This window comes from Halarcobacter sp., from assembly GCF_963676935.1.
Lineage (GTDB): Bacteria > Campylobacterota > Campylobacteria > Campylobacterales > Arcobacteraceae > Halarcobacter.
The window spans coordinates 431,582-452,324 of sequence record NZ_OY781470.1; the positions used below are offsets into that span (position 1 = coordinate 431,582).

Below are 20,743 nucleotides of genomic sequence, written 5' to 3' on the forward strand. Positions count from 1 at the left end.
AACTACTTTATTTTACGAGTTTATAATATGAACATCTCTTTGAGGAAATGGGATTGTAATATTATTTTTATCAAGAGCTTTTTTTATATCCTCTCTAACACCAAAATATACATCCCAGTAATCTTTTGACTCACACCAAGGCATAACAAGTAAGTTTACAGAGCTATCTGCTAATGCATTTACTCCAATGTTACACTCAGGATCTTTTAAAACTTTTTCATTTTTATTTATAGCTTTATATATAACTTTTTTTGCTTTATCAATGTCGCTATCATATGAGATACCAATCTCCATATCAACTCTTATTATACCGTTACTAGTTATATTTACTATTGAATTAGATGAGATAACAGAGTTTGGAATAATTATTGTTCTATTTTGATATGTAGTTAAAATAGTATTAAATATTTGAATCTCTTTTACTTTTCCTACATAACCTTGTGATTCAATAATATCACCCACTTTGTAAGGTTTGAAAATTAGAAGTAACACTCCACCTGCAAAATTTGATAATGAGCCTTGTAAAGCTAATCCAATAGCTAAACCAGCTGCACCTAAAACTGCAACAAATGAAGTTGTAGCAATACCTACCATTGAGGCAACTGAGATAAAAAGTAAAATCTTAAGAACCCAAGAGCATAAACTTTTTAGAAAAGGTATGAGTGTTTTATCTGCTTTTGATGCAATAAGAGTTTTTTCAAATATATTGATAATAATTGAAATAATCCAAAGTCCTAAGATAAGAGTTATAATTGCTAAAGCTAACTTTGGTGTGTATTCAATAGCAAGATTTAAAAACTTAGATATATATTCTTCCATAATAAACCTTTTTTTATAATTATTTATAATATCAAAAAATAATTTAAGGTCTTATGATGTTGTTTTTACTACCATTTACAGAATGAAATATTGTTATATTATATTTTTTAGCATAGTATTTAAGCAATAAATTTTGTAAAATAGGTTCAGTTGATGGAGTAAACCAAGCATTATTTGATAATGCAATCATATATTTTACATCATCTAAATTTTGAAAAATATTATCACTAGTTGCTTCATAGCAAATTGCATTTCTAAATTTTACACCATCTATTACAAAATTTGTTGGAGTATCTGCTTTTTTATAATCTTCCGCCCCATCATAGAATATATCATTAATCAAATCTGTAATTACTTTTGGAAAAGGTATCTCTTCTCCAAAAGGTACAAGTACAACTTTTTTTGCAATTTCTACTTTTCCATTTGCAATGTGATATGTTGCATTGTAAAAACTATTTTCCTCTTTATATAAAGCTCCTGCGATAATATTTATATAGTATGATTTTTGGATTAATTCATTAAGTAAGAGATCTTCGTTATTAAGGACTATTGGAAATACAGTTTCAGGAAGAATAATCAAATCTTTTTTCTCTTCTATAGCTTTGTCGATTAAGAATAGATTCTTTTCTATCAAATAAGGGATTTTATCTTTTACCCATTTTTGATCTTGGGGTGTATTTAATTGTGGCATTGAAATTTGTATATTTGGAGGGTTGTCTATATATTCTCCAACATTAGTGTATGTAAAGAATAGTGGAATAATAGCTAATAATTTTATATATTTAGGCATTTCAATAAATATAATTAAAGCTAAAAGAATCAGTACAAAAGCAATTTTTGATGTTTCTAAATAACTATCAATAAAAATCAATTCAGGAATAAACCAATTAAAACCTAAAGGGTGAATAAATGACAAAATAAAAAGTATAAAAGCTCTATAAATAGTAAATTCAAAAACACCAATAAGTAAAAAAAGAATAGCATAACCAAAAGCAAAACCTAAAGGTGCCAAAATTGAGATTGAATTTAATCCATAATATTCAAAAGAATTACCTACCCAATAAAACCAAAATATTCCAATAAAAAATCCACTTGTAAAAAGAGATTTCCTATCAATTTTTAGAACTAAATATAGAGAAACTAACCCTAATATAGTGTTTAAAATTTTATATTCAATATTAAAATATGCAAGGTAAATAAAAGCACTAAAAAATAAGGCTGTTATCAAGCCTTTTATTATATAAGTTTTGTTAAAATTGTCGCGTTTTACTAAAAACATAGAAAAAACTTTTTTAAAAGGAAATTGTATGGAAGGTCAAAGTGCAGATTTATTAAGCTCATTATTACCTCTTGTTGCATTGTTTGCTATTTTTTATTTTTTAATTATCAGACCGCAACAAAAACAGGCTAAACAGCATAAAGAAATGATTGCTGGTCTTAAAAAAGGTGATAAGATTGTAACAAATGGTGGCTTAATGGTAGAAATTACAAAAGCAGAGGAAGATTTTTTTGTAGTTAAAAATCATGATAACACTGAAATGAAACTTGCAAAAGAGTTTGTTGCAAAACTTTTAGACTAATGAAATTTTAAAACATGTATTTTTTACATGTTTTAATTTTCTATGTTTTACACTTACACACTTAAGGACTAAGATTGAAAATCTTTAATTACAGACTAATTATTTTTATTTTAAGTATAATTTTTGGAGTTGCATTCTCTATCCCTTCTTTTTTACAAACTGATAGTGGCAAAAAAATCTCTTTGGGACTTGATTTACAAGGTGGTTTACATATGCTTCTTGGAGTTAAAACAGATGAAGCAGTAACTTCTAAAATTAAATCAATTGCAACTTCAATTAAATATTTTGCAGATGATGAAGAGGTGCTAATAGAGGATTTATCTATAAAAGACGATACTGTACAGTTTACAGTACTTGATAAAGATGAACTTCCAAAAGTTAATAAAATGCTAGATACTATCAAAGGTTTAGATATCACAAAAGAGGATATCAACTATAAAATTGCTCTTACAAATAAAGAACAACTAAGAACAAAAGACTTAGCTGTTGCTCAAGCAGTTGAAACAATAAGAAACAGACTTGATCAATTTGGTTTGGCTGAACCAAATGTAGTTAGACAAGGTGAAACTGATATTGTTGTTGAGTTACCAGGTATCAAAACAGCTGAAGATGAAAAAGCAGCTAGAGAGTTGATTTCAAAACCAGCAAATCTTGAACTTATGGCAGTAGATGAAGAAAGAGCTGATCAAGTATACTCTTTGACAAAATATCAAGCTGCTCAATATGGGGATATTATTTTAGAAGATACTGATAACCCTCAAATCAAATATTTAGTAAAAGAGATTCCTATTTTAAATGGAAGTCAAGTAATTGATGCAAAGGTTGCTTTTGACCAAGGAAATCAACCAATTATTAATTTTACTCTAAATAGTAGTGGTGCAAGAATATTTGGTGACTTTACAGGGAAAAATGTAGGGAAAAGACTTGCTGTTGTTTTAGATGGAAAAGTTTACTCTGCACCAAATATTAGAGAAAGAATTGGTGGAGGTTCAGGTCAAATCTCAGGTGGTTTTTCAACAGTTGAAGCGGGAAATGTTGCAATTGCTTTAAGATCAGGTGCATTACCTGCATCAGTTGAGTTACTAGAAAAAAGAAGTGTTGGACCAAGTCTTGGTGCTGATTCTATTCAAGCATCAATGATAGCCTTAATCTCAGGATTTGTAATAGTATTTTTATTTATGATTATCTACTATAGAAATGCAGGAATTATTGCAAATGTTGCTCTTATCTCAAATATATTTATTATTATTTCAGTTATGGCTATGTTTGGTGCTACATTAACACTTCCTGGTATGGCGGGTATAGTTTTAACAGTTGGTATGGCAGTTGATGCCAATGTAATTATTGGTGAAAGAATTAGAGAACTTTTAAAAGCAGGCATGTCTATTCCAAAAGCTGTTGAAGATGGATATTCAAATGCAATGAGTGCAATTCTTGATGCTAATATTACTACACTTTTAGTTGCAGTAATTCTTTATGCTTATGGTACAGGACCTATTAAAGGGTTTGCTGTAACAATTTCAATTGGTATCTTAGCATCTATGTTAACAGCAATTTTAGGTACACATGGAATTTATGAAGCCTTATTGCCAAAAATGACAAAAGACAAAAACTTAAAAAAATGGTTTGGGATTAAATAATGGAAATTTTTAAAAGTGGAAAAATTTATGATTTTATGGGTAAGAGAATCCCATTTCTTGGCTTATCAAGTTTATTAATTATAGCTTCAATTGTATTATTAATTACAAAAGGGGTAAATTTCGGTATTGATTTTGCCGGTGGAACTATTGTACAAGTTAAATACGAAAAACCAGCCCCAATAGATAAGATTAGAGATGTATTAAATAATACAAACTATAAAGGTTCATCAATTACAGAATTTGGTTCACCTGAAGAGGTTGTTATTAGAATTACAGGTTCATCTTCAAATTTAGCAAATGATATTGGTGATGAGATGCATAAAATTCTTGATTCAACAGGTAACTTTGAAGTAAGAAGAGTTGATATGGTTGGGCCAAAGGTTGGTGGAGAGCTTAGAGAAAAAGGTTTAATGGCTTTAGGATTATCATTAATCATAATCTTAATTTATGTTTCATTTAGATTTGAATGGAGATTTGCCATTGCATCAATATTAGCTTTAGCTCATGATATTACAATCGCTTTAGGTGCGATATCTCTTTTCAATGTTGAAGTAAACTTAGATATTCTAGCTGCAATTCTAACTATCTTAGGATACTCTCTAAACGATACAATTATTGTATTTGATAGAATTAGAGAAGGGATTTCAACATCAAAAGAGAATATATTGAATTCAGTTGTAAATGAGTCAGTAAGTAGAACTTTATCAAGAACTACACTTACATCTTTAACAACATTTTTTGTTGTTGCAACACTATTTGCATTTGGTGGAGAGATTATCCATGGATTTGCATTTACAATGCTTGTAGGTATTATAGTTGGTACATATTCATCTATTTTCATCGCTGCATCATTCTTAGTTCAATTAAAATTCTCAATTGCTAACTTTAGAGAAAAAGAAGCTGAGAAAGTTAAGAGACAGAAAGAGAAAGAGAAGATTAGAGCAATGTATGAAAAAGGAACAGTCTGATAAGACTGTTCTTGCATCATCTTTTAAAATATTTCTGCGTTAAAAAACAAAATTTACTCAGTCACTTACTGCTGTAAGCTCCTTTACAAATTTAATTTCTTGCCTTGAACTCTTTAAAATCTAATACAATAACAGTCTTATCTTCAATTATTCTAAGTAAAAAAACAAAGAAAAGGCAATCTTTCTGTTCAGATACCACGTGAATACAAGACTAAGAGGAGTGCTTAACTCCTCAAATTAAAAGAAAATAAAGATATTAGATAAAAAAATAACACTTTTTAACATATCTTCAACATACTTTAATGATATAATTGTAAAAATAATAAAAAAATATTACTGTATTTAAAGGTGAGTATACCAAATGGATAGAGATAAATTAAAAAAAGTAAAACTAGGTTTTGATAAAATAACATCTAATAACTTTACAAATTGGAAGTTGGTATTATTCTGGATATTTTTCTTTGAAGTAATAGCTGCAATCTTTGAGTTTATATTTGTAGATAAATATGTTGAATATTCTGTTTCTATACCACATACTCTTACTACAGAAATCCTAGTTGGTCTAATAGTAACCGCATTTGTATGGTATTGTATTTACAATATTATTTTTGATGATCCAAAAAGTAAATTTAGACTACTTATATTAACTCTAGTTGGGTTATATTTTATTGTTACAAATGACTTTTCATTACAGTTTTTATTAAATAATCTAAATCCATTGCATTTTCTTGAATTAGATTTTGGTGGAGTACTTATTTTAGAACTTTTACTTAAACTTATTATCCTTTATTTAATATATCAACTTATTGTTTCTACAAAGAAAAAATAAGTTATAAAAATAATTGAAATAGTCCAAAAAGTCATCTTTTATCATATTTTAGATAAAATATTTTTTTTAAGAAAACTGATAAAGGATTATCATGGATTGGGGTAAGGTAACTTATATATTCTTTTCGCTCATGTCTTTAACTACTACAGCAGGTTTTTTATATGAACCAAATGCAGTTGCACTTTTTTTAGCGGCAGGTGTTAATGTTATATCAACAATATTAAAAATCGGTGTTAAAAACCTACTAGCAGCAGAGTTATTAGCTAGTTCATTAGTTGCAGACTTACATCTTATTCCTGCATTTATGGTATTAACATTTATCGGAGATGAACCAATGTCTACATCTCTTGCAATTGGAGCAGTTGTAGCAAATTTATTCTCAATAGCTTTAGCTTTAATTGAGAGCGCAAAAAGTCAAGATAAGGAAGAGTATTAATGGAGTATAATCCACAAGAAATTGAGGCAAAGTGGCAAAATTATTGGAATGAAAATGGAAGTTTTGAGCCACTAAATGATTATAAAAAAGATAAAAAATATATTTTAAGTATGTTCCCATACCCAAGTGGTAGAATCCATATGGGACACGTTAGAAACTATTGCTTAGGTGATGCTTTTGCAAGATATTATAGAAAAGCAGATTTTAATGTACTTCACCCAATTGGTTGGGATAGTTTTGGTATGCCAGCAGAAAATGCAGCTATTAAACATAAACTTCATCCAAAAAAATGGACTTATGAAAATATTGATTATATGAGAGATGAACTAAAAGCTTTAGGTTTATCTTTTTCTAAAACTAGAGAGTTCGCAACTTCTGATGAATTATATACAAAGTGGGAACAAGAGTTTATTATCAAAATGTATGAAGAGGGTCTTCTTTATAGAAAATCAACAACAGTAAACTGGTGTCCACATGATTTAACTGTTTTAGCTAATGAACAATTAGAAGAGGGGTGTTGTTGGAGATGTGGAACTCCTGTAGAGCAAAAAGAGATGCCAGGATATTATGTAGCTATTACAAAATATGCTCAAGAATTACTAGATGATTTAAAAACATTAGAGGGTGAGTGGCCATCACAAGTTTTAACTATGCAAGAGAATTGGATAGGAAGAAGTGAAGGTTTAGAATTCACTTTTGAATTATCAAAAGAATCTAGGTATAAATTAGATAAACAATTCTCTTCTTATAAAGTATTTACAACTAGACCTGATACAATTTATGGTGTATCATACTCAGCTTTAGCTCCTGAGCATCCAATTGTAAAATATCTAGTAGATAATAAATTATTAGATGACGATAAATTAGAAGCTATTAAAGCTATGCAAAAAGTGAGTGAAAGAGATAGAGCAACAATGCCTAAAGAGGGTGTTTCTTTAGAGATTGATGTAATTCATCCACTTACAGCAGAAAGAATTCCTGTATGGGTTGCTAATTTTGTATTGAGTTCATATGGTGGTGGAGCAGTTATGGCAGTTCCAGCACATGACCAAAGAGATTTTGAGTTTGCAAGAGAATATAGTTTACCAATAAAACAAGTTATTGTTGGACCTGATGGTTTATTTGATAAAATGACTGAAGCTTATACAGGTGAAGGTGAATTAGTAAACTCTGAAGGTTTTAGTGGATTAAAAAATAATAAAGCTAAAAAATCAATTATTTACCATTTCGAGCAAAACTCTTTTGGTACAAAACAAATCAATTATAAATTAAGAGATTGGGGTGTATCAAGACAAAGATATTGGGGTGCACCAATCCCTTTTGTACATTGTGATGATTGTGGATTAGTTCCTGAAAAAACTGAAAACTTACCAATTGCTCTTCCAGAAGATGTAGAGATTACAGGTGAAGGGAATCCATTAGATACTCATCCTACATGGAAAAAATGTAAATGTCCAAAATGTGGAAAAGAAGCTACAAGAGAAACTGATACTCTTGATACATTTGTTCAGTCATCTTGGTACTTTTTAAGATATGCAACAAATCCACAAAAATGGACAAAAGAGGGTGTATCTAAATCTGATAGTGATTATTGGATGGATGTTGACCAATATATTGGTGGGATTGAACATGCTATTTTACATCTATTGTATGCAAGATTTTTTACTAAAGTATTAAATGACTTAGGATATACAAACTCTAGAGAACCATTTAAAAAACTTCTTACTCAAGGTATGGTTTTAAAAGATGGTGCAAAGATGTCAAAATCAAAGGGAAATGTTGTAGATCCAGACTTGATTGTAGAAAAATATGGAGCTGATACTGCTAGATTATTTATCCTTTTTGCTGCACCACCAACAAAAGAGTTAGAGTGGAATGATAGTGCAGTTGATGGCGCATTTAGATTTATTAAAAAGTTTGCACAAAGAAGTGAACATATAACTGAAAATGGTATAGCAAATTTTAAAAATATAGAACATTCATCTTTATCAAAAGATGAGAAAGAAGCTAGAAGAAAAGTTTATGAAGCTTTAGAAAAATCTAATGATGTATTTAATAAAACTTATGCATTTAATACTTTAATAGCATCTGCAATGGAAGCAATGAATGCTTTACAAGTACAGGATAATGAGCTTGTATGGGCAGAGGGTTATTATATTCTTACAAATATTTTAGAGCCAATAATTCCTCATTTATCTTGGGAATTATCTGAAAATCTTTTCAAAAGAGAAAACTTTAATGATAAAATTGAAGTTAAAGAGGAAGTTTTCGCATTAGATTCAGTAACACTAGCAGTTACAATTAATGGTAAAAAAAGATGTGAAATTGAAGTAAATCCTAGCGCATCAAAAGATGAGATTTTAGCTTTAGCAAAAGAGAGCTCATCTAAATGGATTGAAGGTAAAGAACTAATCAAAGAGATTGTTGTTCCTAATAAGCTAGTTAACTTGGTTGTAAAGGGATAATATGAAATCAAGTCGAATACTATTATTTTGTTTATTTATTTTTATAATTACAGGGTGTGGATATAAACCAGCTACTTATTATACAAAAAAAGAGTTATCTGGTAATATTTTTGTAAACCTTAATATTAATTTAGAAGACCCACGAAACATAGTTATTATAAAAGATACAATGAATGAAATATTAGTTCATAGACTTGACCTAAAGATTGTTGATGATCCAAGTATTGCTGATACAATTTTAACTTTAACTCTTGATTCTGTATCAATGGCTTTAGTTCAGACAGATGCTGATGGTTATAGTAACGTATATAGAGCTACAGTTAAAATTGGAGTTATATATGATAAGAATGGACAAAAGAGAAGTTTTACAGTTAATGGACACAATGACATAAATATTGATTCAGGAGCTATAATTACTGACACAAATAGATTCCAAGGTATTAGAGCAGCAGCTAATAAAGCATTAGATGAAGTTGTATCAAAATTAGCAATCAATTCATTTAAAGAAAATGATTAATTTTAAATTTGCCTCTTTAAATGAGGTTTTAAGTCATAAGACTATGTATTATGAAAAAATAGATTATTCTATTGTAAGTAAATCATGGCAAATTTTGTCAAAATATTTAAAGCTTCCATATATAATTCATATCATAGGAACTAATGGTAAAGGTTCAACAGGAAGATTTTTAGCTCATTATTTACAAAAAAAATCTTATAAAACTGTACATTATAGTTCTCCACATATTTTAAAATTCAATGAAAGAATTTGGATAAATGGCAAAGACAGTACAGATTTTGATTTAAATTTTGCCAATAAAAAATTGCAAGATTATTTACCATTAAATCTATTAGAAAAACTTACATATTTTGAATATACAACTTTATTAGCATTGATTCTAAGTGATGGAGTTGATTATTTGGTTTTTGAAGCAGGTTTAGGTGGTGAATTTGATGCAACAAATGTTGTACCTAGTGATTTGTCATTAGTTACAACAATTGATATAGATCATCAAAGTTTTTTAGGTAACACTATAGAAGAGATAGCTAAGACTAAAATGCGTTCAGCTGATAACAAAATGTTAATCGGTTATCAAATCCATCAAGAAGTTTATGATATAGCTTTAGTTGTTAAAAAGGAGCTAAAAGAAGAGTTTGGAAGAGATATTAAAATCAATAAAGTTGAAAAATTTGATTTATCAGCTTTAACAAAATATCCATTATTTCTTCAAAGAAATCTTTGCTTAGTAATAAAAGCATTAGAGGAATTATCTATAGCTATAGATTTTAGGTTATTTGATGATGTTAAGCTTTTGGGAAGATGTCAAAAAATATCAGATAATATTACAGTTGATGTTGGACATAACCCTTTAGCAGCTAAATCTTTATTAGAAGAGTTTAAAAATAAAAAAATTGTATTGATTTATAATTCTTACAAAGATAAAGATTATAAAACAGTATTAAATATTTTAAAACCTATCATAAAAGAGATAATAATTTTAGATATTGATGATAAAAGAATAGTAAATAAAAATGATTTATTAGAAATTTGTGAAAAATTGAATATAATAATTAATACTAATTCAAAAATAAGAAAAGATGAAAAATATTTAGTTTTTGGTTCTTTCTTGGTTGTAGAAAAATTTTTAAAAAGTTTGGAAATTGATGAAAGATAGATTGATAATAACCATCTCAGATGTGCATAGTACTAAAGCTTTTAATGTACATCAAATTATTAAACAAGTGATTTTAATAATTGTTTTAATTGTCTTACTTATTATGGGTGGTGCATTTTGGTTTATTACTGAACTTAATCATAGAATGGATAATTTAAAAGAGCAAAAAGAAAAAGAGATTGATTTAAAAGAAAAAGAGATCTCGGTACTTGTAGAAAAAGAAAAGAAGTTACAAGCTCAAAATCAATTTTATTCTTTACAAATTAAAGGTAAAGTAAGAGATATAGAAGCATTAAGTTCAAAGTTAGATCATATTGAAGAGATGATCGGTCTAAGAAATGATAATGAGAAAAAAGAGCAGATTACACAAGAAACATTAAAATCAATTAATGATAAAATTAAAATGTTTATGTTAACCACAATACCTAGTGGTTCTCCTCTTAAAGATACAACAATTACTTCTAGGTTTGGTTACAGAATACACCCTGTAACTAAAAAGAAAAAATTTCATAGAGGGATTGATTTAAGAGCAAAAAGAAAAACTGAGGTTTTTGCTACAGCTGATGGGGTTGTTAGTTTTGCAAGAGCATCAAATTATGGAGATTTTGGTAGAGTAATTAAGATTCGACATAATTTTGGGTTTGAAACTGTGTATGCACATTTAAATAAGACACTTGTAAAAACAGGTGATATTATAAGAAAAAACCAAGTTATAGGTTTAAGTGGAAATAGTGGAAGAAGTACAGCACCACATTTACATTATGAAGTAAAATATGGTGAGAAAATTCTAAATCCTAGGGAGTTTATAAAATGGCAACTTGGGAACTATTATGGTATTTTTAATAAGGAGAGGAGAGTTCAATGGGAATCTTTGGTAAGGCTAATAAACGAACAGTCCAAAATGGTGCAACAGTAATAGCACATGGAACTTGTATTATTGGTGGTATAACTACAGAGGGAAGTGTACATATTGATGGTAAATTTGAAGGTGTTATATTAGAAGCTGATATGATTTCTATTGGTAAAACAGGAGAAGTTATTGGTGATATAAAAGCAAATAACTTGATTGTAAGTGGTCTACTTGATGGGAAAATAGATTGTAATCAAGTACAAATATTATCTGAAGGTAAGGTAATAGGGAATATGAAATATAACGAGTTGGTTATTGAAGAGGATGGAAAATTTGAAGGGCAAGGGATTAGAAAAGGTTCTAATCTAACGAGTAAATATGATGAAGTTGAAAACAAAATCAATAATATTATACTTAGTCCTGCACAACAAATAGAACATGGCCCAAAAAATTCATGAACGTCTAGAAGAGCTTTATTCTCAAAAGCAATTTATTGAAAAAGAGATTGCAAAACTTGAGAATGAGTTAAAAAATAGTTCAAGAGCAAATTTAAATATAAAACTTTCAAAAAGTGATAAAATCAATCTGTTTGAAAGTTTATTTGTAAATAGAAATGATATTTATGCAAAAAAATGGATAAGTAAAGATGGTTTAAAACAAAGCTTTTATCCGGTAACTCAAACTTTTAAAGGTAGAGATTTTCTTCCTTTGACTCACAAAGATTTAGAAGCACACTTAAGAGGTCAGGTTCAAATTGCTTCATATGTAATAGATAAAGAGAATAAAGTAAAATTTGTTGTATTAGAGATTCTTTCTTCTGATATAGCTAAACTTTTAAATAGTTTTTCTCTTTTAAAAGCCAATTTCTTATTTGAGTATAGCTCATATAATTCTGTTTTTGTTTGGTTGTTTTTTGAAACAAAAATAAGTGCGAAAGATTCAAGAAAATTTGCGCAATATATACTTAGAAAAGCAAATATAAATGCTAAAATATATCCAAATAAAGATTTTTCAACATTTGCTTCTTTGGAAGAACCTTTGGAATTACCTTTACATTTAAAATTTAGAGATAATAATACAACTGTATTTTTTAATCCAATTGATAAAACTATTTATAAAAATCAATGGACAATTTTACAAAATATTAAGAAAATATCTTCAAATACTATAGAAAAGTATATAAACTTTGAAACTGTAACAAACTCTTCGTTTATTTTAGAAGATATACAAATACCACCTTTTAAATTAGATTTAAAACTATATGATTTTGTTTATATCCCAACAAAAGATTTGTCAAAAAGTTTTATTAATAAATTAAAAAGTTTTGCTACTTTTGATAATCCTCAAATAAAAATATTATTGAAATTAAGAAAACCTTTATTTAATACACCAAAAGTGATAAAAAACTTTGAAGAAGATGAAGTTTATTTAAAACTTCCAAGGGGATTAATATATAAAATTGAAGAGTTTTTTAATGAATATAATGTAGATTATGAGATAGATAATAAAACTTACTTAGAAAAGATAGAAACAAAGAAAGTAAAATTTGATTTAAGAGATGAGCAAGAAGAAGCAATTGATTCTATATTAAAAAAAGATTTTTCAATATGTGTTGCTCCTCCAGGATTTGGAAAAACTTTAATAGGTGCTAAAATGTTTGAACAAAGAGCTTGTACAACATTGATAATAGTAAATAAAAATATGCTTTTGTCTCAATGGATTGATAGATTTGTAGAGTATTTTGGATATGAAAAAAAAGATATTGGATTTTTAGGAAAAAGTAAAAATAAATTAAATGGACAAATAGATGTAGCAACAATGCAAAGTTTAAAAAATACTCCTGATGTTATCAACAATTATTCTTTTGTGATAGTTGATGAGTGTCATCATATACCAGCAGTTACCTTTGAACAAATTGTTAAAAACTTTTTTGGAAGATATATTTTAGGACTTAGTGCAACTCCAAATAGAAAAGATGGTTTAGAGCCAATATTGTTTCAACAATTAGGAAATTTAGCCTATGAATATAAGAATAAAAAATCTGTAAAAAATCATTTAAAAGTGATTAAAACAGAATTTACTAGTACATGTGATACATATGCAGAGTTAATAAATGAGATATCAAGAGATGAAAAGAGAAATAATCTAATAATAGAACAAATCGTTTTAAATAAAAAAAGAAAAATTTTACTTTTAACTGATAGAATAGAGCATATAAATATTTTAGAAGAGAAACTTCTTAATATAGATTTTGATTTTGTTTCGATTCATGGAAGTCTTAGTAAAAAAGAGCAAGAAGAAAAGATGAAGTTAGTTGAAGAAAAAAATCTTATTTTAGCTACTACATCATATTTTGGAGAAGGGATAGATTTTCCCCATTTAAATACCATTATTTTTGCAACACCAATATCATATTTTGGTAGGCTAGTTCAATATTTAGGTAGAATTGGAAGAGGCAATCAAGAGTGTTTAGCTATTGATTTATTAGATTATAAAAATGCAATGCTTAATTCAGCATATAAAAAACGTATCCCTGGATATAAGCAGATGCACTATATTTAGATTAGAGGATTAAGATGTTAGGAATTATAGTTTGGACACTATTTATTGCAATAATAGTTAATATAATATTAAAAAAAGTTCATTTACCTACAATTATAGGATATATTGTTACAGGTACAATTATTGCTTATGTATTTGATTTACATAATGCAGTAAATAATCACGATTTAAAAGAGATTGCAGAGTTTGGTGTTGTATTTCTAATGTTTACTATTGGTTTAGAGTTTTCAATTGAACACTTAAAAAAGATGAAAAAAGAGGTGTTCTTTACAGGGAGTTTACAAATACTTGTAACAACCTCATTTGTTGTATTTTTATGTATGGTTATTTTAGGTTTTGATTTTAAAACTTCACTTGTAATAGGTGCTGCTTTATCTTTATCTTCAACAGCAATTGTATTAAAAACATATAATGAAACTAATGAGATAAAAAAGAGACATGGTCAAAGAGTTTTAGGGATTTTAATTATGCAAGATATTGCAGTAATCCCTATCTTACTTATGATATCTTTCTTTACCTCAGGAGATGAACAAGATGTAGTTAGACTTATTTTTAATACTACTGTTGCCGCATTTATATTAATAGCACTTTTATATGTAGTGGGGAAATATCTTCTTGAACCATTTTTTGAACATGTAACAAAAGCAGAATCAGATGAACTTTTTGTTGCTTCTGTACTACTTATAGCTATTGGTGCTTCATTTTTAGCCCATCATTTTGGATTTACTTACTCATTAGGGGCTTTTGTAGCAGGTATGATGATTAGTGAAACAAAATTTAAACATCAGGTTGAAGCTGACCTTACACCTTTTAGAAACTTACTTTTAGGGGTTTTCTTTATAACAGTTGGGATGCAAATCAATTTTTCTGTAATAGCAGATAATATATTAATCATCTTAATACTACTTCCTGTTTTATTATTATTAAAATATGCAATTATTTATCTTATTGTTAGAATTGATGATACAAAAAGAGTAGCTTTTAAAACTGCTTTATCATTAGTTCAAATTGGAGAGTTTTCTTTAGCTATTTTAGAATTGGCAAGAAGTTCAAGTTTATTGGATCCAACTTATTCACAAATTTTAATAGTAACAATTGTAATCTCAATGATATTAACGCCAATTGTTCTAAAAAATATGTCTGGTTTAGCATCTAAATTAGTACCAGATGATACTCTAACTATTACAAATACATATAATATAGATAAAGATACAAAAGGTCATATTGTTGTTATTGGTTATGGACATTTAGGGCAAGAGATAGCAAGTAATTTAAGACTTGATGGACATGAATATGTAATTGTTGAACACAATCTTAAATATTTTGAAATGGGATATTTAGATGATGAACCAATTATATTTGGTAATGCTGCCCATAAACATATCTTGGAATCAGTAAATATCAAACAAGCATGTGCAGTTATTGTCGCAATTGATAACCCAGAAAAAGTACATTTAGTGTGTGAAGTAATAAATGATTTGACTCAAAGTACAAAAACAATTGTAAAAGTTACAAGATTTAGTGAGAAAAAAGAGCTTGAAAACTTACATTTAGAACATATAATTGTTGAAGATGATATTGTAGCAAGAGCACTTGTTGAAGAAACAAAAGAGTGTAAATTAGATTTAATTGAGGATCAAATAATAAAAAGATAAAGAGTTTTACTCTTTATCTATATATCTTTTTCTTGCACTATTTTTTATCTTTTCTATTTCAACTAAAATAAATCCATCAACACAATTTGAAAAATCTGGATCCACATTAAAAGCTAAAAATTTAACTCCATCCTCTTCACATATATCTGAATATTGTTTGAAAAGGGTTGGTACAGTTACCCCCATACTATTTAAAGTTGATTTTAAAGTTTTAAAATCTTTCTTTTTATCATCAAGAGAAAATACATCTTTTAAATCTTTTGTATGACAAGAGTACTGATATGGTAACTTTGCTTCAATTAGTATTTTTTTACTTGAAAAGTAATGGCTATAGTGATATATCATCATATCTTTTGCAAGAGATGGAAAGGTTCCAGATATTGAAACTGGACCAAACATATATTTAATATGTGGGTGAGCCTTTAAATAAGCACCTATTCCATACCATAAATAATCTAGCGCTCTTGTTCCCCAATATTTTGGTTGAACAAAACTTCGTCCCAATTCTATAGAGTCTTTTAAATATGGATCAAAGTTTGGATTATATTTAAATAAAGTATTAGAATAAAACCCTTTTTTACCAATATTTTCATTTATAAAGTTTCCATTACCTATCCTATATGAGCCTACAATTTCTAAATCATTTTCATCCCAAAGAACTATATGTTGATAATATATATCATATTTATCTGTATCTCTTTTTTGATTTATACCTTCACCAACTTTCCTAAAACTTAGTTCTCTTAGCCTTCCTAACTCTTTTAATACAACAGAATCATCTTCATAATCATAAAGATAGATTTTTTTACCATCAGAAGTTTCTCCTAAAAGTTTAGACTTTTTTAACTCTTTTAAAATATCATTTTTCTTTTGTGGGTGAGCTATCGCTTTTTGAGTTACAAAATAAGATTTTTTACCTTTTTTTAAAGCATAAACATGTTTTTTATAAAGGCTTACAACAACTTTCTTATCTAAACCTCTTGGTTTAATATTTTCATTTGGAATTATTTCCCCAATTTTTATATTAATATTTGTTGACTTCTTTCTAAACATCTCATTTGATAATAAAAGAGTTGAAAATGTTTTATTAATCAAAGACATAGTATAAAAGGATTTAGAGTTTTTACCACCAATAAAAATTGGTAATATTGGGGCATTTGAATTCATTGCAAAGTTAATAAATCCCTTATTCCAAGAAGGATCTTTAACACCATTTGCACTTGCTCGACTAACTTCTCCTGCTGGAAAGATTATAATTGCACTCTCATCATTTAGTGCTTCATAAACTTTTTGAATATCTTTTTTTGATTGTCTCATTTTATAGTTATCAATTGGTATAAAAAGAGTTTTTAAAGCATCTATTCCAATAAGAAAATCATTGGCAACAATCTTAACATCAGTTCTAACTGTACTTATAAGTTTTAAAAGTGAAAGGGCATCCAATGCACCTAATGGATGGTTAGCAATAATAACAACTTTACCACTAGCTGGTATATTTTGTATATCATTACTTGAAACTGTGTAATCAAACTCAAAGTAGTCTAATACTGCATCAACAAACTCAAACCCTTTTAAATGGGAATTTTTTTCTAAAAATTCATTTATTGAGTTTTCATGAATTACTTTTTTTGCAATCTTTATTAAGGATTTGCTTAAAAAGTTAGGTTTTTTTGCAACCTTTGGAAACTTTTTTTCAATCTCTTTTTGCACATCTATCATATTTTCTCCTTAAGATATTGAAATTTTAAAAAAAATCCATTACAAAAAAGTTACATATTTACAAAAAATAAATGTTGTTATCAATTTGTAATAATCAAAAAGTAAAATGCAAATTTAATAAAGATTAAAGAGTAAAAAATGAATAAAAAATATATAAATATTTCAATATTGTTGTATGCCTGTTGTAGTTTATCTGCACAAGATTTAAAAACAAAAAACCTTTATAATACCACTGCTTATATCTCAAGTCAGTGTTATACAAAAACTGTAAATGATGCAGATGAAAATATATTGCATAACCCATGTTTTAGTTGTCATACAAAAAATAAAGAACCGAATTTTACTTTAAGTGATGATGATTTGCAGGAGGCTTATGATTTTCCTGAAGCAGCATTAAAAAATCCTTGGATTAATCTATTCAAAGATAGAACATCTCAAGTAGAGAAGATATCAGATGAAGAGATTTTAACGTATATAAAAGAAGATAATTATAAGAGTAAAGATGGGGATATAATTTTAAAATCAAAATTGGAAAACTTAAATAAAGAATGGGATTTTAATGAAAATGGAAAGTGGGATGGATATATCCCTGATATAAATTTTAGTTTTGATAAAGAGGGCTTTGATAAAGATTCTTCTGGAAACTATACAGGGTGGAGGGCATTTGCTTATCAGCCCTTTTTAGGAACATTTTGGCCAACAAATGGAAGTACAGATGATGTATTAATTAGATTACCAAAAAGTTTTCAAAGTGATGAAAATGGCAATTTTAATTTAGATATATATAAATTAAATCTTTTAATAATTGAAAGCTTAATCAAACAAAAATCGATTGAGATTGATGAGCTTGATGAAAACTCTTTTGGTGTAGATTTAAATCAAAATGGAAAACTTGATAAAACTTCAACAATTGTATTTAATTGGAAAATTCCAAAATATGATAATAAAACAAAAAAGATTTATGGTTATTCAATGAATTATGTTGGATTAGCAAAAAAGGAATTGTTAGAAGGAAAAAGACACATCGCACCAGGACTTTATCCTGTGGGTACTGAGTTTGCTCATACAGTAAGATATATTGATGTTGATAATAATGAGATAAAAATAGCTTCAAGGATTAAAGAGTTTAGGTATGGGAAAAAGAAGCTTTGGAATACTTATTCTCAATTACACAATTTAGGTCTTAGTGAAATCAAAGAAAAACATGATTTCCCAGATAGAGTTGATGTATATTTAGGAAATATTGAAGTTGGATTAAGTAATAAAAGAGGATGGTATTATCAAGGGTTTATTGAAGATAAAAAAGGTGAATTAAGACCTCAAACTTACGAAGAAACTCTTTTTTGTATGGGATGTCATAGTAATTTAGGTTCAACAGCAGACTCTACTTTTGTTTTTCAAAGAAAATTAGAAAAAAACTCTTTTGCTAAGGGATGGTACCATTGGACTCAAAAAGGTTTAAAAGGAATACCAGATAAAAAGTTAAAAAATGGTCAAACTGAATATGTAAGATATATAAAAGAGAATAGTGCAGGGGATGAATTTAGAGCAAATGAAGAGATTGAAAATAAGTTTTTTATCTCAAATTGGAAAGATGATAAACAGAATATTGAAAAAGATTTAATAGCAAAATTAGAGAATCCCGAAATCCCTTTATCTCAAGATTGGAAATTTAAAAATAAAGAGTTAGAAAAAGTCAAAAATGATATATCTTATTTAATACTACCATCCAAGCAAAGAGCTTTAAATTTAAATAAAGCCTATAAAGTAATAGTTGATGAACAAAGTTATATCTATGGGAGAGATCCACATATTAAACCTGCAACAAATGTTTATCAAAAGATAGATAAAGGTCAAATGACTCACCTACAAAAGATTTCACAATGATTGGTTTATATGAAGATTTTTTAAATTTTGTTATTAGTAGTCAGCAAAAAATTAATTTATTAATAAGCAATTATTTTGATAGATTAGATGCAGGTGATTCGAATATGTTTATTTATATTCTTGCTGTATCATTTTTGTATGGCTTGATTCATGCTTTAGGTCCAGGACATGGAAAAATGATAATTGCAAGCTATTTTTTAGTAAAAGGTGCAAAAGTTAAAGAAGCATTTAAAGCAGGTTTTTTAACTTCAATAATTCATACAATATCAGCACTGGTAATAACATTTACTTTGTATATTTTCTTTGAATCAACAATAACAAAATATTTTTCAGATATCAATACAAATATGTATAAAGTATCTGCCATATTTATAATAGCAATAGCTTTATTCTTACTATATGAAGTATATAAAGATAGAAATATAGAAGAAAAAGAGCAAAAAATTGGAAATAAATCTTTATTTGCAGTTACTATGTCAATAGGGATTGTTCCATGCCCAGGAGTTATGTCTATTGTACTTTTTTCATTAATCTTAGGATATATAAAATTAGGTATTTTAAGTGCTATTGTAATGAGTATTGGCATGGGTATTACAATATCTTTAGCAGCTGTATTAACAACACAAATTAAAAATAATAATAGCAAAACAATACAATATTTTATAAATTATATATCTTATATAGGTATTGCAATCTTACTTTTTATGGGGATTGTACTTTTAGTATGAAAAAAGTTTTATTATTTATTTTTACCCATCTTGTTGCTTTTGCTCATCCTCACTATTTTTTAGATACAGCTTTAGAAATTAAAGAAAATGTAATAAAAAACCATTGGAAATTTGATAGATTAAATTCCAAGATTTTAATGTTTGATTATGATAAAAACAAAAATAAAATATTGGATTTAAATGAGAAAAAAGAGTTTTTATTGGCAAATTTTTATAAATTAGAAGATAACAATTTTAACATTTTTTTAGCTAATGAAAATGAAGAGATAAAAGTTAAACCTAAGAATGTTGATTTAATAATTGATAAAAAACGTTTAGTTATAGTTTTTGATATCCCTTATAACTTAGCAAATGAAAACACATTTTGCACAATGGATGAAAAAATCTATCTTGCTTATAAGTTAGAAAAGTTGATAACGAACTATGATAAAGAAGTTCAAAAAAGTGAATATGATTTTTGTATAGGAGTTTTTAAATGATTAAAAAAAGTATTATAGGGTTAGCTTTTTTAGGGATAAATCTATTTGCCCATCCAGTGAGTTATACAATAGATTTAGAAGTAAACTATGATGAAAAAAATGGATTAGCTTCAATTGTTTGTAAAAGTAACAGTAGAAATAAATGTGGTTTATATAATATCAAATTGTTATCAAAAGATAAAAAGGAACTTGCAAATAAAAGATTTCCTTTTTTAAAAGATTCAACTACTGTAAAAGTTGCTAAAAAACCTTATGAATTAGAGTTTTATTTAAGAAAGGTACCAGAACACAAATACTTGATGATATTTCAGTAAAAATTAATAATATAGTTACCTTTTGATTATTTAAATTATATTTTTATGTATATAGCTTCCCATATATTAGTATTTATAGATATTTTTAAAGTAACCATTATTAAAATTGTTATCATAATGTAATTTTTCATTTTTATAA

At 27.4% G+C, this 20,743-nt stretch carries 19 protein-coding genes; 16 read left to right on the top strand and 3 right to left on the bottom strand.

Going from position 1 to position 20,743, the window contains the following annotated elements:
* Window positions 1–12: 12 nt before the first annotated feature.
* Both ACKU4C_RS02135 and ACKU4C_RS02140 read right to left on the bottom strand, forming a co-directional pair.
* Window positions 13–819: a mechanosensitive ion channel domain-containing protein gene (locus ACKU4C_RS02135; RefSeq protein WP_321314213.1), complete on the bottom strand. Its 807-nt coding sequence runs from the start codon at window positions 817–819 to the stop codon at window positions 13–15.
* 43 nt (window positions 820–862) lie between these two features.
* A complete protein-coding gene (locus ACKU4C_RS02140) occupies window positions 863–2,098 on the bottom strand; it encodes an apolipoprotein N-acyltransferase (protein ID WP_321314214.1) in 1,236 nt (411 codons plus the stop codon).
* A 28-nt stretch (window positions 2,099–2,126) separates the two neighbouring features.
* Here ACKU4C_RS02140 and yajC point away from each other — a divergent pair, with 28 nt between their 5' ends.
* From yajC to ACKU4C_RS02200, 12 genes are all read left to right on the top strand, one after another.
* The gene (gene yajC / locus ACKU4C_RS02145; protein WP_320036143.1) at window positions 2,127–2,399 is read left to right on the top strand and encodes a preprotein translocase subunit YajC; all 273 of its coding nucleotides are present in this window, start codon (window positions 2,127–2,129) and stop codon (window positions 2,397–2,399) included.
* A 74-nt stretch (window positions 2,400–2,473) separates the two neighbouring features.
* Window positions 2,474–4,039, top strand: a complete 1,566-nt coding sequence (gene secD, locus ACKU4C_RS02150; RefSeq protein WP_321314215.1) for a protein translocase subunit SecD — start codon at window positions 2,474–2,476, stop codon at window positions 4,037–4,039.
* Window positions 4,039–5,007, top strand: a complete 969-nt coding sequence (gene secF / locus ACKU4C_RS02155) for a protein translocase subunit SecF (protein ID WP_321314216.1) — start codon at window positions 4,039–4,041, stop codon at window positions 5,005–5,007. Before secD ends, secF begins: the two co-directional genes overlap by 1 nt.
* Window positions 5,008–5,368: 361 nt before the next feature.
* Complete coding sequence (locus tag ACKU4C_RS02160) at window positions 5,369–5,836, top strand: hypothetical protein (protein ID WP_321314217.1); 468 nt, start codon at window positions 5,369–5,371, stop codon at window positions 5,834–5,836.
* 91 nt (window positions 5,837–5,927) lie between these two features.
* Entirely contained in the window at window positions 5,928–6,272 is a 345-nt protein-coding gene (locus tag ACKU4C_RS02165) for a DUF6394 family protein (protein ID WP_321314218.1), read from the top strand.
* Window positions 6,272–8,737, top strand: coding sequence for a leucine--tRNA ligase (gene leuS / locus ACKU4C_RS02170; RefSeq protein ID WP_321314219.1), 2,466 nt, complete (start codon window positions 6,272–6,274; stop codon window positions 8,735–8,737). The genes ACKU4C_RS02165 and leuS overlap by 1 nt, the downstream gene beginning before the upstream one ends.
* Before the next feature lies 1 nt (window position 8,738).
* A complete protein-coding gene (gene lptE / locus ACKU4C_RS02175; RefSeq protein WP_321314220.1) occupies window positions 8,739–9,254 on the top strand; it encodes an LPS assembly lipoprotein LptE in 516 nt (171 codons plus the stop codon).
* On the top strand, window positions 9,247–10,410 hold the full coding sequence (locus ACKU4C_RS02180; RefSeq protein WP_321314221.1) for a Mur ligase family protein: 1,164 nt from the start codon (window positions 9,247–9,249) through the stop codon (window positions 10,408–10,410). Before lptE ends, ACKU4C_RS02180 begins: the two co-directional genes overlap by 8 nt.
* Complete coding sequence (locus ACKU4C_RS02185) at window positions 10,400–11,326, top strand: peptidoglycan DD-metalloendopeptidase family protein (RefSeq protein WP_321314222.1); 927 nt, start codon at window positions 10,400–10,402, stop codon at window positions 11,324–11,326. Before ACKU4C_RS02180 ends, ACKU4C_RS02185 begins: the two co-directional genes overlap by 11 nt.
* A complete protein-coding gene (locus tag ACKU4C_RS02190; RefSeq protein WP_320036152.1) occupies window positions 11,272–11,718 on the top strand; it encodes a polymer-forming cytoskeletal protein in 447 nt (148 codons plus the stop codon). Before ACKU4C_RS02185 ends, ACKU4C_RS02190 begins: the two co-directional genes overlap by 55 nt.
* Complete coding sequence (locus tag ACKU4C_RS02195; RefSeq protein WP_321314223.1) at window positions 11,699–13,822, top strand: TOTE conflict system archaeo-eukaryotic primase domain-containing protein; 2,124 nt, start codon at window positions 11,699–11,701, stop codon at window positions 13,820–13,822. The genes ACKU4C_RS02190 and ACKU4C_RS02195 overlap by 20 nt, the downstream gene beginning before the upstream one ends.
* 14 nt (window positions 13,823–13,836) lie before the next feature.
* Window positions 13,837–15,477, top strand: coding sequence for a cation:proton antiporter (locus tag ACKU4C_RS02200; protein WP_321314224.1), 1,641 nt, complete (start codon window positions 13,837–13,839; stop codon window positions 15,475–15,477).
* A gap of 6 nt (window positions 15,478–15,483) precedes the next feature.
* Here ACKU4C_RS02200 and ACKU4C_RS02205 read toward each other — a convergent pair whose 3' ends face one another.
* Window positions 15,484–17,196: a lysophospholipid acyltransferase family protein gene (locus ACKU4C_RS02205; RefSeq protein WP_321314225.1), complete on the bottom strand. Its 1,713-nt coding sequence runs from the start codon at window positions 17,194–17,196 to the stop codon at window positions 15,484–15,486.
* A 138-nt stretch (window positions 17,197–17,334) separates the two neighbouring features.
* Here ACKU4C_RS02205 and ACKU4C_RS02210 point away from each other — a divergent pair, with 138 nt between their 5' ends.
* From ACKU4C_RS02210 to ACKU4C_RS02225, 4 genes are read left to right on the top strand one after another with little or no spacing between them, the layout of a single operon-like run.
* On the top strand, window positions 17,335–19,083 hold the full coding sequence (locus tag ACKU4C_RS02210) for a hypothetical protein (protein WP_321314226.1): 1,749 nt from the start codon (window positions 17,335–17,337) through the stop codon (window positions 19,081–19,083).
* Window positions 19,080–19,811 (top strand): hypothetical protein, encoded by a 732-nt coding sequence (locus ACKU4C_RS02215; protein ID WP_321314227.1) that lies wholly within the window; start codon window positions 19,080–19,082, stop codon window positions 19,809–19,811. Before ACKU4C_RS02210 ends, ACKU4C_RS02215 begins: the two co-directional genes overlap by 4 nt.
* Window positions 19,808–20,290, top strand: a complete 483-nt coding sequence (locus ACKU4C_RS02220) for a DUF1007 family protein (RefSeq protein WP_321314228.1) — start codon at window positions 19,808–19,810, stop codon at window positions 20,288–20,290. Before ACKU4C_RS02215 ends, ACKU4C_RS02220 begins: the two co-directional genes overlap by 4 nt.
* Entirely contained in the window at window positions 20,287–20,604 is a 318-nt protein-coding gene (locus tag ACKU4C_RS02225; RefSeq protein WP_321314229.1) for a hypothetical protein, read from the top strand. Before ACKU4C_RS02220 ends, ACKU4C_RS02225 begins: the two co-directional genes overlap by 4 nt.
* The last annotated feature ends 139 nt before the right edge of the window (window positions 20,605–20,743 follow it).

Excerpts from the sequence above, each read along its gene's own strand:
- ACKU4C_RS02210 (WP_321314226.1), top strand. The coding sequence starts at position 17,335 with ATGAATAAAAAATATATAAATATTTCAATATTGTTGTATGCCTGTTGT.
- ACKU4C_RS02220 (WP_321314228.1), top strand. The coding sequence starts at position 19,808 with ATGAAAAAAGTTTTATTATTTATTTTTACCCATCTTGTTGCTTTTGCT.
- yajC (WP_320036143.1), top strand. The coding sequence starts at position 2,127 with ATGGAAGGTCAAAGTGCAGATTTATTAAGCTCATTATTACCTCTTGTT.
- secF (WP_321314216.1), top strand. The coding sequence starts at position 4,039 with ATGGAAATTTTTAAAAGTGGAAAAATTTATGATTTTATGGGTAAGAGA.
- ACKU4C_RS02180 (WP_321314221.1), top strand. The coding sequence starts at position 9,247 with ATGATTAATTTTAAATTTGCCTCTTTAAATGAGGTTTTAAGTCATAAG.
- ACKU4C_RS02185 (WP_321314222.1), top strand. The coding sequence starts at position 10,400 with ATGAAAGATAGATTGATAATAACCATCTCAGATGTGCATAGTACTAAA.
- ACKU4C_RS02160 (WP_321314217.1), top strand. The coding sequence starts at position 5,369 with ATGGATAGAGATAAATTAAAAAAAGTAAAACTAGGTTTTGATAAAATA.
- ACKU4C_RS02135 (WP_321314213.1), bottom strand. The coding sequence starts at position 819 with ATGGAAGAATATATATCTAAGTTTTTAAATCTTGCTATTGAATACACA.
- ACKU4C_RS02195 (WP_321314223.1), top strand. The coding sequence starts at position 11,699 with ATGGCCCAAAAAATTCATGAACGTCTAGAAGAGCTTTATTCTCAAAAG.
- ACKU4C_RS02165 (WP_321314218.1), top strand. The coding sequence starts at position 5,928 with ATGGATTGGGGTAAGGTAACTTATATATTCTTTTCGCTCATGTCTTTA.
- ACKU4C_RS02200 (WP_321314224.1), top strand. The coding sequence starts at position 13,837 with ATGTTAGGAATTATAGTTTGGACACTATTTATTGCAATAATAGTTAAT.
- ACKU4C_RS02190 (WP_320036152.1), top strand. The coding sequence starts at position 11,272 with ATGGGAATCTTTGGTAAGGCTAATAAACGAACAGTCCAAAATGGTGCA.
- ACKU4C_RS02205 (WP_321314225.1), bottom strand. The coding sequence starts at position 17,196 with ATGATAGATGTGCAAAAAGAGATTGAAAAAAAGTTTCCAAAGGTTGCA.
- lptE (WP_321314220.1), top strand. The coding sequence starts at position 8,739 with ATGAAATCAAGTCGAATACTATTATTTTGTTTATTTATTTTTATAATT.
- leuS (WP_321314219.1), top strand. The coding sequence starts at position 6,272 with ATGGAGTATAATCCACAAGAAATTGAGGCAAAGTGGCAAAATTATTGG.
- ACKU4C_RS02215 (WP_321314227.1), top strand. The coding sequence starts at position 19,080 with ATGATTGGTTTATATGAAGATTTTTTAAATTTTGTTATTAGTAGTCAG.
- ACKU4C_RS02225 (WP_321314229.1), top strand. The coding sequence starts at position 20,287 with ATGATTAAAAAAAGTATTATAGGGTTAGCTTTTTTAGGGATAAATCTA.
- ACKU4C_RS02140 (WP_321314214.1), bottom strand. The coding sequence starts at position 2,098 with ATGTTTTTAGTAAAACGCGACAATTTTAACAAAACTTATATAATAAAA.